The sequence below is a fragment of the Streptomyces yaizuensis genome (assembly GCF_034961445.1).
GTDB classification, from domain to species: domain Bacteria; phylum Actinomycetota; class Actinomycetes; order Streptomycetales; family Streptomycetaceae; genus Streptomyces; species Streptomyces yaizuensis.
Genome location: NZ_BSBI01000004.1, coordinates 552,827 through 566,184 on the forward strand (window position 1 = coordinate 552,827; position 13,358 = coordinate 566,184).

Genomic DNA, 13,358 nt, shown 5'->3' on the forward strand with positions numbered 1-13,358 from the left:
TCCCGTCGTGAAGGGCGAAGCAGAGGTTGATGACGGAGAACTGTGCCGCACCGAGGTGCTGCTGGAAGCGGCGGTGGCTTTCGCGGTGTGCGGGAACGCTCTGACCCGCGAGGACCTGAGTGGACCAGAGCGGCTGGAATGCATCGTCGAGGCGCAGGGGGCCTTGATGACCGCGGCGGGGCCCGGGCACCGTATCCGTTTTGTGGATCTGCTGGCGCGCCTGGGGGGTGAGCAGGCCGGCGCACTGGACGGGCTGATGCCGGCCTGGGCGGACCCGGGCTCCTCGGACGGATTCCGATTCCTGGACCCGGACGGGGTGACAACGAGTACCGCATTCGACTTCCAGGTGGAGGCGGAGCGAGTCATCCGGGCGGCCAAGAAGGTGGGCCGGTTCGACAGCCGGGTCACCTACGGTGCAGTGGAGGGCGAATACAGCCAGGAGACCGTGTTCAGCGCGATCAAGGGCCCGTTCTACGAACGGCACCGCAGAAACCTGATCGAGCACCCCGTGGTCCTGCAAGCCGAGCTCCCTCACTGGTCGGGGAGCGTGCCGCTGCTCGCCGACCTCAACCTGCCGACACGGGCCCTGGACTTCTACCAGCCTGTTCCCCAGCATGCCCGCTACGGCGGCTGGTGGTTCCCCTGCCCCGCGTGCCGGTGGCCAATGAAGATCTCGGTCGGCTCCACCGGAGGCAAGGCCCAGGGAACGGCCCGGTGCCTGTACCCGTGGCACGAGGAGACGGGCGCCTCCTACGTGTTCCGTCCCGCGGTGAAGGAAGCACCGGTACTCAACCCGGTCATCGAGTGCCGCAGACCGGCTGGCCGGGAGGCCGATCTGTGGACGGGCTGTGTGCCAGAGGTACCCCTGGCCCGGCCGGTCGAGGGGTTCAAGGTCCTGGTCAGATCAGTGTGGCGGTGCACCTGTATCCCCGGCTGGCCGGAGCTTCGGCTCCAGAGCGTGATCGACGAGGAACTGGACGGTACGGGCTGGCACGCGGAGGTGTGGCCGGACGGGGACCGCATCGACCTCCACATCGCCCAAGGGGAAGGCCCCGGCCGCAGGACTCTCTTCCCGGCCGACGTCAAGGTCTACACCTTCGTCACACAGCTCATCAACAAACTCCATATGGACGGCGGGGACCGGGGCCATGCCCAGTGGCTCGTGGTACCCGATCACCACAGGCACCAGGTCCCGCAGCTCGACCTCGTGTGCCGCAGATACGGGATGCGGGCCCTTTCCTCGAGCGAGTACGTCGAGAGGGTCATCTCGCACATCCGGGAGGGGCGGGCATGAGCACGGACACCACGTCCCGGAGCGCAGCCCTCATGGGAGCGCTCGCGCTGGCCGCGCACTACTTCCGCCGCAAGGACGCCGACGGCAACGTGGTGGCCACCTTCCGTGACGCCGCGTTCTTCGCCCACCGGCGGCCCCAGGCGTGGGACCGCTGGCCCCTGCTGCCCCTCACCGAGCGCCGGCTGTACCGCCAGGTGACCCAGCTGATGCCCGACGAGTGGTCGGACCCCCGAAGATTCCGCAGTGCCGTCCTCGCCTTCCTCGGCCTGCTCGCACCGGACGCAGAGGGCGAGGACGGGTCGGGCGGAACCATCGTCATGGCGGGCGAAGACGTCCACCGGGCAGAAGCCGTGCTGCTCAAGGTCGGCGGCGACTTCCTCGGGTACGCCGAGCGGGCGACAGGCCCCTTCTTCACCTTCGGCAAGCGCCCGAGGGCAGCCCCCTTCGCCGGCCCCGGAACCTGGAAGACCCGCACCACCTACCTCGGCCCCCAGCACGGCATCACCAGCAGGGATATCACCTTCCGCGAAACCCCCTTGTTCCGGAAGGCCCCGGGCCATGAGGCACTTCCGCACCTGACCACGGCACCGGCAGCACCCCGTATGGCGCCACCGGTGGAGGAACTGAAGACCGTCGCCCAGTGGCTCAGCTCACGCCACACCACCGTCGCCTACCTGCGCGACGTGCTCGACACGTTCCTCAAACGGCTCAAATCCCGGTCCGGGACGCTGGAAGAACTCGAACTGGTCACCGGACTGCTGCGGATCCTGAACGCCCCGACCGGCAGCGGCAAGACCGTCCTGGTACGCGTCATGGCGTCCTGGGCAGCGCTCAACGGGAAACGGCTGGCCCTCGGCCTCACCGACGTGCGCGCCACCTTGAACATGGCCTGGGACATCAACAACGACCTCGCCTGGCTGTACGAGACAGGCAAGCTCGACCAACCCGCCTACTGCGCACCGCTGATGTCCGCCGCCGGCATGCACCGCAGGGCCATGGACTATGCCGCCCTGACACCCTCGACCCGCATCACCGAATGGGAACTGCGCGGACAGCGCGACATCTCCCACCTCGCCTACGGCTGTGCACAGCGCCGCCTGATGGACCCGCCCGGCCTGTACCCGCCGGGCAAGGAGAACTGCCTGACCCTCACCTCGCCGGAGGCAGACAGCACACACGCCTGCCCCTTCCTTCCCGTGTGCGACAAATTCCGCCCCGTCTACGAGGCCGCCAGCGCCGCCGTCATGGTCACCAACCACGCAAACCTCCTCGAAGGCACCCTGCGCACGGGAGCCGTCATCGACGGACAGGAATGGCGTGGCCAAATCCGTGGAACAGCGGGAGTGAGCGCACTGGAACTCGCTCTGCGCTCCTACGACGCCCTGGTCATCGACGAGATCGACGCCTTCCAGACCACCGCAATCGGCGCCTGCACCTCCGAGCTCGTCCTGGCCTCCCGTAAACGGACCAGTGTCCTGCGCGAGACCGACGAGGACGCGCGCCGGCTGCCGACAGCGAACCAGGAGCAAATCCTCGCCCCGGTCAGTCACGCCCGCCTGATGGTCGAGTTCCTCCTGCTGTGGCTGGGATCCAGAGCACTGAAGCTCAACCCCGGCAACGAGGCACAGACACCCGGCGGATCCTCACGGGACAACGACGGCTGGCGGCTCGCACACTCCCGTGACCGTGAAATCCTGCGCCTGCTCTTCCCCCAGCAGACACCCGAACCGGACAGCATTCCCCAGCACCTCCACCGCTTCCTCGAACACCTCATGCCCGAGCTGTGGAGCGCACCCGACGGTGACCAGCCCGATCCGCCGACGAACACCGTCGACTGGCCCGGTGTCCAACGCGCGCTGGCCGCACTCATCGCCTCCCGCGGGGAGAACTACCTCGACCTGGTCCAGCAGTCGCTCCACGAGCTCCTCAGGGAGAGCGTTCCCGACGGTAACCGCCGCGCCGCACTCATCAACCTGCTCGCCACGCGCACCGTCCTGCGTGAACTCGACGCAAGCCTGGACCACCTGCGCCGCCAGGCGACCACGCTGATCCACACAAACCTCGCCTCCGTGCGCAAGATCCTGGACGTCCTGAACAAGAGCACCGTCGCCACCCTGTACCCCCTGTCCGCCCTGGGGCGCTCCATCAGCGGCTACCAGATCCGCGGCCTCGAAGCCCGCGAATCCGAAGCCGAACTGCTGTCACGCAGCTTCGAGGGCGACCCGCACACCTTCGTCAGTGAACTGGGCGGCCTGACCGCCCTCATGGTGGCCGGAGTCCAGCGACCGGTCCTGGGCCTGTCAGCCACCGCCTTCTTCCCCCAGGCCGTCCAGGAACACGTACATGCCCCCGTCGCCTGGTGGCTTCCCGACACCCGCCCGCGGTCGATCGTCACCCGCGCGACGCCCGTGATCGACCCCAGCCTGGGCGACGGCGGAGAGCCCTTGCGCGTAGGGGGCATCTGGGCCGAGAAGAAGCCGGCGGTCCTGCGGGACCTCGGACGGCTGCTGTACGAGCAACAGCTCTCCCGCCGCCTGGCCCGGCTCGAGAAAAAGAAGGACGAAGACCGCGCCAGAGTGATCCTCACCGCGAACTCCTACGAGCAGTGCGCCTACATCGCCCATGGCCTGGCCCAGGCAGAAGGACTCCGCCACCGCATCTGCCTGCTGGTCAAGGACCACCGCAGGCGCGACTACGAGGAACACCTTCCCCAGCACGTGCGCCGCATGGTCCGCGAGGAACTGGAACAGTTCCCCGAGCACGGGCAGATCCTGGTCGCCCCGCTGGCGGTGATCGCCCGCGGCCTCAACATCGTCGTGGGCACCCGCTCGGCCGTCAGCGAGATCTTCCTCTGTGTCCGCCCGGTTCTCAGTATCGAGGACACCGAGTGGATCCACGGATCAGTGAACGCCGCCGGTATCAACGCCCTGCATGCCTGCTGCGGAGACGACCCGATGCTGGGTATCGAAGCGGCACACCTGGCCGCGTGGAAACAGCTCCGTCGCATTCTTCAATCGCCCTCCCGGTTCTCCCAGATGGCGCACGAACTCCAGGAGGAACTGATCGCCGGACTGCTCGTCCAGCTCGTTCAGCTCGCAGGCCGCGCACGCCGCGGGGAAACCGACATGATCCTCCACATCGTCGACCACTCCCTCCATGACACCAAGTTCAGTGCTGACCTCGCCACCATCATCCGACGGATCCACGACAACTGGACCTCCGAACAGCGATCCACCATGAACGAGCTCTACGGACAGGCCCTGAACGCCTTCCTCTCCTACGCCGGCGTTCCCGACACCGGCCAGTGAACCCGCCCCGCCGTCCCGGCAACACCCGAGAGACAAGGAACACCACCCCCGTGGGCACACGCACCCCCCAACGCAAACTGACCGCTCACACCACCGCACTCCACTGCACTCCCGAACTGCTCGGCGCCATGGAAGCCACCGTGTGGGAGTTCAGCTGCGAAACCCAGGACGCCTGGCGCGATCTGGGGAAAACCGCAACGGCGAAGAGGAAGGAGACCCGCGGCGAAGGAAACGAAGACGTCTTCCTCCTGCCCTACTCCATCGCCGCGACCGTACTCCAGCAGTACTCCGACGGGTACGTCCATCTCGATCGCTCCATGAGATTCATGGTAAGTCTCAACAATATTCCGGCAGACACCCTGAAGAAAGTGTTCACCTACCTGGAAGGAATCATTCGCAGAGTTCCCATCGACGAAATCCCCTTCACCACGACCTCGCGCACCGCCGACCTCATCGCCGCCACCACAGCACAGCGGATCACCCTCGCCAAGGCGATTTTTGACACAGAAGACGGGAAACCGACGAATCCGCCGGGCTGGGCCTACGAGGCAGTGAAATGGCATCTCGCCCGGAAACTCTCCGGGACCCCGTTCGTCGATGTTCCGGTGGCCAGAATCACCGAGACGTACACGGACGCAAAGGGTCAGGCCAAGGAACGGACCATCGCCTGGCAGCCCGACGACAACCCGGAGCATCACGCGCAGATCACCTACCGCCCCGCCAGTGACGGCAGCCTCATCGCCTGGGACCACCCCATCGGCCCTCCCTTCGCCGGCCGCGGCCACCCCATCACCGCACAGGACATCACCCGCGACTGGCCACAGGACCCCGCCGCAGGCCAGGTCCAGTACGCCCTGTCGCGCATCACGGTCAAGATGGCCACCTACACCGCACTCGACCATCCCGTTCTCAACACCGACGCCCACATCCGCCGGATCAACAACACCCTCATCCACTCCCGCACAGCCCTCGTCGACCAAGGCCCGGACCGGCCCCTGCTGAACGTCACCCTCGACGGACGCGGACTCCGAAAGGCCAACACCCACGCACTGGAGATCCTGGCCAAGCTCTCCGCCGACCCAACCGCCCTCAATGCGGTGGAAGACCGGGCACACCACGAGCGCACCCTGTGGAACACCCGTGATGAGAACGATGAGAGACCCGCCATCCTCACACCGCCACCCGGCCCCGTCCGCCCTGCCATCCCCCGCATGCCGAAATGGTTCGCGGTCGGCACCAGCCCCGGAATCTACCACCTCGAACTACTCCATAAACAGCTCCAGACCGCTTTCGGCGAAGACGCGAAGATGCTCGAACTCCACTCCACCGGAACCGCGTTCAGCCCACGCCCCTTCGAAATCCTGTCAGCCGCAGAAAAGAAGGAAAGGAAGGAGAGCAACACATACATCGACCTCGTGGGACTCCCCTCACCGGACAGTATCCAGAAATCCATTGAAAACGCCGGATACAAGTCACTCCGTATCGTATGCCTGTGGTACCGGGACCAGACCCGGATGCGCATGCTCCACGGCCTCGCCCACTCCTTCGGACACGACCCGAACCGTCTGAACCCGAAACACCCCAACGACACCGTTCCCCTCGCCCCCGGCATCGACGCCGTCTTCCAACACGCCCCCGGCCTCCTGGCCCACGGCCCCGATACGACCAGGGCAGCGGACACCCAGACGGCCATCAGCCCCTACACGGACCACGGGGTATTCGTAGCCGTCTGGTGCGAAACCGAGCGCCCGGTACGGAGCGACGAACACAAGGACATGAAACCCGCAGAGGCGAAACGCACACTCGCGGAGAACGACGCAAAACACCAGACCCGGCGCACCCTCTCCCAAAGGGGCACTCCCGCCCAGTACCTCGTCGGCCGGGAACACGACCCGAAGAAGGGGCCACGGATCCGCACCGTCCCCAGGAAGCCCTACGAGGACCACCGCGTCTACATGGGGCTCCTCGACCTCTACCGGTCCTGCGGCATCATCGACGATCGCTTCGAAGCGGCGCTCTACCCGCCGGGCGACGCCTGTCCACTGCCCCGTATGGCCTGGTGCGGCATCCACATCCGCAAGCAGGCGACCGACCGCCGGTACAAGGGCCAGCCGCGGAGAGTCATCACCGCCAGCGCGATCATCCCCTCCCCCCAGCCCGGCGGAGCCTGGACCCTGCTCGGCTGGAGCAGCCTCTCCCCCCAATGGGACCACTACCCCCGCGCGCAGGCCCGCTTCCACGCACTCAACTACCCCCTGCACAAGGCCGACGGCGACAACGAACTCCAGCGATGGACACAGGCGGCACACGAAGTCACCACCGCCCTCAACGACCTCGCGGACGAACTGGACGACCTCCCCTACACCCTGCTCATCGACGGTCACGCCTGCCGCAGAGTCTGGCCCGGCCTCCACAACAACAAGCAAGGCACCCAGCCGGACGAAGACGACCCCCGGCCCTGGCTGCCCAGCACCGGCCTCCCCGCTCACGCACGACCCGCCAGCATCATCCGCATCAACTGCGCCCAGGACGAACTGCCCCGACTCGCCTATGTAACGGAACAGCAGAAAAACGGCACAGAACGCCGCATCAAGACATCCAGCGAGCTCTACCAGCCCGCAGACCCCGCGGACGGACACCCCTGGTTTCTCTTCACCGAGCCACGCAACTACGGCAAGAAGAGACACGGCCAGCACATGACACGCTGGCGGGCCAACCCCGGCGTCGCCTCAGCCTCCGCCGACGAGCGGAGGGAGAACGAACTCAACGCCCCGTGGTATGCCATGACCACACGGGAGATCACTCCGCTCCACACACAGAACCAGTACAGCAGGGAAGCACTCGCCACGGCCACAGCTCGCCTCAGCCACCAAGCCCTGTCGTGGACCGACCGTACCCGCTACCCCGCACCCCTCCACGCCGCACTCCAGATGGACCTCGACCACCCCCAGTACCGCCGCTCCGCACCCGACGACATCGAAACGTCCAAGATCCTTGAAAACGCCACGGACGACAGCGCGAGCAGCGAGGGTTAGGCCGCATCCACTGGGCCCAGGCCACCAAGGCAGGGGCCCCGCACCCGTCGGCCGGACCGGGTGAGAGCCAGGGCAGGAACTGGTCGAGCCGCGGGCCGGGGCCTGGGAGCCGAAACTGATGGGCAAGCCCGGCACCGCCATGAGCTCCCGTCCACCACGGCACGGGAGCGGCAACGGGCGGGTGTGCGCCCTTGTGGTGCTTCCGCACCACCCCGGGCCCGGCCATCCGCGCGTCAAGCGGGTTCCTGGCATGGCTTCCGGCGGGAATCCCCGGATCCCGCCGCCCCTGCGGGCACGGTCTCGACCCCTGAGGCCCGGCGGGGCGCCGGTGGCCCTGCTCGGGATGCTGTCCAGGGTCTCCCCGCGGTGCCGCTCGGGCCGTGGTCTGGGACGCCGGTCACAAGCCCGCGTCCCGGCGCGGACCGTCGTAATGGGGGGGCGGGGTGGCGGGTCCGCTCGACGGGGGGGTGCCCCTATGGGTTTGGTCAAGCTGATCGGGCGGGTTGGGTTTCGTAGAAGGTGCCGTCGCGGAGCATGGCGAAGAGGACGTCGGCCCGGCGTCGGGCGAGGCAGAGGAGGGCTTGGGTGTGATGCTTGCCCTGGGCGATCTTCTTGTCGTGGTAGGCCCGGGATGCCGGATCGCCCAGGGCTGCGAAGGCCGAGAGAAAGAAGGCCCGTTTGAGTTGTTTGTTCCCTCGGCGGGAGGGCTGTTCGCCGCGAATCGAGGAGCCCGAGTTGCGGGTCGCCGGGGCGAGTCCGGCATAGGCGGCGAGGTGGGCGGCGGAGGGGAAGCTGCTGCCGTCGCCGACCTCGATGAGGATCCTGGCTCCGGTCCTGATACCGACTCCCGGCATCGAGATCAGGACCTGGGAAAGAGGGTGGGCCTCCAGCAGTTCCTCGATCCGCCCGGCCAGGAGTTTGCGCTGGTCGAGCACGGTCTGGAGCGAGGTGGCCAGGCTCGGGACGATCAGCGTGGCCGCCTCGGTGCCGGGGACCACCACGGTCTGTTCGTCCAGCGCGGTGAAGATGTCCTCGACCAGGCGCTCGGCCATGCGTGGTGCCTTCGGCCGCAGCAGCGTGACCAGGCGGCGCCGGCCGGCTTTGCGTATCCGGGCCGGGGACCCGAACCGTTCCAGCAGGGCCAGGACGGCCGGGTGCTGGAGCCGCGGGCCCAGGACCCGTTCCAGGGAGGGGTGGATCTGGGCCAGCAGGCCGTGGAGCCGGTTCGCGACCCGGGTGGCCTCGCCGGTCAGGTCGTCGTCGAAGCCGACGATCATCTCCAGCTCGGCGATCGTCTCGTCTTGGAAGTCGACCGAGCGCAGGGTGTGAGGCATCGCGCGGGCCGCATCCGCGATGATGAACGCGTCCCTCGCGTCGGTCTTGGCCTCGCCGGGATAGAGGTCGGCGATCCGCCGCATCGTCAGACCGGGCAGATAGGCGACCGGGCAGCCCGTGTCCCGGGCGACCGCCAGCGGCAGGGCTCCGATCGAGGCCGGCTGGTCGACCACGACCAGCACCGTTCCGTGCTTGGCCTGCAACTTCGCGAACAACTCCTGGAGCTTCGGCTCGGTGTTGGGCAGGCGTTTGTCGAACGCTTTCTTTCCGGCCGGGGTGACGGCGGTGGCGTGGTGTTCGCCCTTGCCGACGTCCAGGCCGAGGAAGACGTCAATGTCGCCGGTCTCGATCACGTGCGTCCTTCGGTCGTGCTCCACCCGGCCGTCCTCCGGCACCGATCGCCACATCCACATTACGAAGAGCCTCCCGACCTGCGAGGAGTCGGTGGTCATGCCCCTAATCAGCGGTCTGTCAGTGCCTCCGGGCCCGGTGACACCACCCCCCGGATCATGGTTAACAAGGGGGGGAAGTCATGCCGGGCCCGAAGGCCGGGAGCCCCATTGCGGGACCACCAAAAAGGTAATGGGGGGGGTGCGTTTCCGCTCCGGTGCGGGCCGGGACGCCGCTAGGCTCGATGGGCGCGGGCTCATGAGGCCCGTGCCCCGCAGGAGTACATGGGGAGGCTAGCTCGTGGGAACGGCTCCGCCGGACACGACGGTTTCCGACGGCGGTCCGGCCGCGACGACCGGGCCGCCGGTGGCCGAGCTGGCCGGGTGCGCCGTGGTGTTCCTGCCGTCGGACCCTCCGCGGGAGGGGCGCGTGGTGTTCTGGCGCCGGGACGGAACAGCGTTCCCCGGGGCTGATGAGCGTGTGATCGTGGTGCGCCCGCACGGTGCTTCGGTACGCCGCAGGGAGGTGCCGGCCACGGTGGTGCCGGTGAGGAAGGCGCTGGCGGTGCTCACGGGAGCACGCCGGATGCCGGGCGCGGATGAGGCGGCTGTGTTCTGGGGCGCGGCCACTGTCCTCGCCCTGCACCTGCTCGCCCGGGGCCGGCTGCTGCCCGGGGTGAGCCCAGGGGGGTTCGACGCGTGGCGGATCGGCCCGTTCGACCGTGATGACGCGGTTAGGGTGCGGGAGCTGGCGGCCGCGATGCCGCCCGAGGCCCGTGCGGCTCCGGCCGCGGGCGGGAAGGGGGTGGAGCTGCCGCGGGCGGAACCGCTGCTGAGGGCTTTCCTGGACGCGGTGGCCGATGTGCTGGCCCGCACCCCGGCGGGCGCTCTGGCCGCCGGCGGCCAGGCATGGACCGCGGCCATCCCGCAGCCGGTGGCGCGGCAGCGGGGGTGGGCGGCCGGTGTCGCCGACGGTCTGGACGCGGGGATCGGGGTCTCCCTGCGGATCGAACTCCCCGACCCGGCCGATACGGACGCCGTGTGGGACGGTGAGGCGGGCGGCCTGGGCGGCCTGGGCGGGGAGGGCCGGGTGCGGGCCGTCGTCCAGCTGCACCACCTCGCCGACGCCGTGGTCGCCGACGCCCGCGACGTCTGGACGGGGAGGGCATCGGCGGTGTTCGGCTCCTGTGCCCGGTCCGAGGCGCTGGTGGCCCTGGGGCGGGCCGCCCGTGTCTGGCCGCCGCTGGCGCGCCTGCTGGCGGCACGGGTCCCGGCCGAACTCGTCCTGTCCGATGAGGAAGCGTCCGCTCTCCTCGGCGAGGGCGCGGCCCGGCTGGCGGCGGCTCGTGTTCAGGTCCACTGGCCGAAGGAACTGGCCCGCCGGATCCTGGCCCGCGCCGTCGTGGAGCCGGCCGGGAAGACCGCCTCCGACCTGCCGTCCCTGCTGTCCGCCGGGGCTCTGCTCGACTTCCGCTGGCAGTTCGCCCTCGGCGACCGCGAACTGGATGCGGCTGAAGTCGACCGGCTGGCCGAATCGCAGCGGCCCCTGGTGCGGCTGCGCGATCAGTGGGTGCTCATCGACCCGAGGGTTCTGGCCCGGGCCCGGGACCGCACGGCCCGCCGGTTCACCCCGGTGGAGGCGCTGGGCACGGTCCTGGCCGGTAGCGCGGACCTCGACGGCGAGCGGGTGGAGGTCACCGCGCGCGGCTGGCTGGCCGACGTGAAGGAACGCCTCGCCGATCCGGAATCAGCCGCCCGACGTGCGCCGGTGGCCCAGCCGGCCGCGCTGAACGCCACCTTGCGGGACTACCAGGTGCGCGGCCTGGCCTGGCTGCACCAGATGACGTCGCTGGGCCTGGGCTGCTGCCTCGCCGACGACATGGGCCTCGGCAAGACGATCACCCTCATCGCCCTGCACCTGCACCGGCAGACCGGCCCGGCGACCGCCGGGCCCACCCTGGTCGTGTGCCCGACCTCCCTGCTCGGCAACTGGACCCGCGAGATCGAGAAGTTCGCGCCCGGCACCCCCGTCCACCGCTACCACGGCGCCCGGCGCACCCTCACCGGCACCGGCACCGGTTTCGTCGTGACCACCTACGCCACCATGCGGCTGCGCGCGGTCGAACTCGCCGAACCCGTGTGGGGCATGGTCGTCGCGGACGAGGCCCAGCACGTCAAGAATCCGTTCTCCGCGACCGCGAAGGCCCTGCGCACCCTGAACGCCCGGGCCAGGGTCGCGCTCACCGGCACCCCCGTGGAGAACAACCTCTCCGACCTGTGGGCCGTGCTCGACTGGACCACCCCCGGACTCCTGGGCACCCTGACATCGTTCCGGGACCGGTACGCCCGGGGCGCGGAGAGCGGCAAGGACCCCCAGGCCGCCGCCCGCCTGGCCGCACAGATCGCCCCCTTCCTGCTGCGCCGCAGGAAGACCGACCCGGGCATCGCCCCCGAGCTGCCGCCCAAGACGGAGACCGACCACCCCGTTGCCCTGTCGAAAGAGCAGACCGCCCTGTACGAGGCGGTGGTCCGGGAGGCGATGGCCAAGATCCGCGAGAGCGACGGCATCGCCCGCCGCGGCCTGATCCTGACGCTCCTCGCCTCCCTGAAACAGATCACCAACCATCCCGCGCAGTTCCGCAAGGAAGAAGCCACCGGGGCGAGGACCGCCGGCCGGTCCGGGAAACTGGAACTCCTCGACGAACTCCTGGACACCATCCTCTTGGAGGGCGCGAGCGTCCTGGTCTTCAGCCAGTACGTAGGCATGGGCCACCTCCTCCACCAGCACCTCACCACCCGGGGGATCCCGGCCCAGTTCCTCCACGGCGCCACCCCCGTCCCCCGGCGCGAAGAGATGGTCCAGCGCTTCCAGGACGGCGACATGCCCGTCTTCCTGCTCTCCCTCAAGGTCGCGGGCACCGGCCTCAACCTCACCCGCGCCGGGCACGTCGTCCACTACGACCGCTGGTGGAACCCGGCCGTCGAGGAACAGGCCACCGACCGCGCCTACCGCATCGGCCAGACCCAGCCCGTCCAGGTCCACCGGCTCATCGCCGAAGGCACGGTCGAGGACCGCATCGCCGGCCTGCTCGCCACCAAACGGGCCCTGGCCGACTCCGTCCTGAGCGGCGGCGAGAACGCGTTCACCGAACTCTCCGACGCCGAACTCGCCGACTTCGTCCAGCTGAGAAGGGCCCGCCGATGACACCCGCCCCCACCAGCGGCCGGCACCACCGGCAACGGGTCTTCCCACCCCTGCCCGCCACCCGCAGCCGCTCCTTCGCCGACACCTGGTGGGGCAACGCCTGGGTCCAAGCAGTCGAAGACCCCACCCGCTCCGCGACCGGACGCCTCGCCCGCGGCCGCACCTACGCCCGCGCCGGCAACGTCGGCCAGATCACCATCACCCCCGGCCACGCCACCGCCCAAGTCAAAGGCAGCCAACCCACCCCCTACCGCACCTCCATGAACATCCCCCCACCCACCTCCCCCAAGCCTGGAACACCCTCCTCGACACGGCCGCCGGCCAGGCCGGGCACCTCGCCGCCCTCCTCAACCGGGACATGCCCACCACACTCGCCGACACCGCCGCCCAGGCCGGTGCCCACCTGCTGCCCCGACCCCGTGAACTCACCCCAGCTGCTCCTGCCCCGACTGGGGCAACCCCTGCAACCACGTCGCCGCCCTCTACTACCAGATGGCCCGCATCCTGGACGAGGACCCCTTCGTCCTGCTCCTCCTGCGCGGCCGCGGCGAACGCGAGCTGATGGACGAACTCCACCGGCGCAACACCACCCTGCCCACGACACCCGCCCCCACGGCGCCGCCGGGCATTCCCGCCCGGGACGTGTTCGCCGCAGCCCGCGCCGGGCTCCCGCCCCTGCTCGCACCACCACCGCCCGTCGACCACCCCGGCCCCGTCCCCGAACTGGCCTCCACCACTGCCCCGGCACCCGGACTCGACCCGGCGGCCCTGCACTTCCTGGCCACCGACACC

The 13,358-nt window shown here is 69.2% G+C and carries 5 protein-coding genes; 4 read left to right on the forward strand and 1 reads right to left on the reverse strand.

The window, feature by feature from the left end; genetic code table 11:
• The first annotated feature begins 7 nt into the window (after window positions 1-7).
• Genes SYYSPA8_RS13280 through SYYSPA8_RS13290 form a run of 3 tightly spaced genes read left to right on the forward strand, consistent with a single transcriptional unit; the run spans window position 8 to window position 7,637 of the window.
• The gene (locus tag SYYSPA8_RS13280) at window positions 8-1,294 is read left to right on the forward strand and encodes a restriction endonuclease-related protein (protein WP_323447303.1); all 1,287 of its coding nucleotides are present in this window, start codon (window positions 8-10) and stop codon (window positions 1,292-1,294) included.
• Window positions 1,291-4,602: a hypothetical protein gene (locus SYYSPA8_RS13285; protein WP_323447304.1), complete on the forward strand. Its 3,312-nt coding sequence runs from the start codon at window positions 1,291-1,293 to the stop codon at window positions 4,600-4,602. The genes SYYSPA8_RS13280 and SYYSPA8_RS13285 overlap by 4 nt, the downstream gene beginning before the upstream one ends.
• A 50-nt stretch (window positions 4,603-4,652) precedes the next feature.
• Window positions 4,653-7,637 carry an RNaseH domain-containing protein gene (locus SYYSPA8_RS13290; protein ID WP_323447305.1) on the forward strand — a complete coding sequence of 995 codons (2,985 nt, stop codon included), beginning with the start codon at window positions 4,653-4,655 and terminating at the stop codon, window positions 7,635-7,637.
• Between the two features lie 485 nt (window positions 7,638-8,122).
• Here SYYSPA8_RS13290 and SYYSPA8_RS13295 read toward each other — a convergent pair whose 3' ends face one another.
• On the reverse strand, window positions 8,123-9,325 hold the full coding sequence (locus SYYSPA8_RS13295) for an IS110 family RNA-guided transposase (protein ID WP_323447400.1): 1,203 nt from the start codon (window positions 9,323-9,325) through the stop codon (window positions 8,123-8,125).
• Between the two features lie 583 nt (window positions 9,326-9,908).
• Between SYYSPA8_RS13295 and SYYSPA8_RS13300 the strand changes: the two genes are divergently transcribed.
• Window positions 9,909-12,566: a DEAD/DEAH box helicase gene (locus SYYSPA8_RS13300; RefSeq protein WP_407705991.1), complete on the forward strand. Its 2,658-nt coding sequence runs from the start codon at window positions 9,909-9,911 to the stop codon at window positions 12,564-12,566.
• Window positions 12,567-13,358 lie beyond the last annotated feature (792 nt).

Bases quoted from the DNA above. Each gene is read 5' to 3' on its own strand.
- SYYSPA8_RS13285 (WP_323447304.1), top strand. From the start codon at position 1,291: ATGAGCACGGACACCACGTCCCGGAGCGCAGCCCTCATGGGAGCGCTC.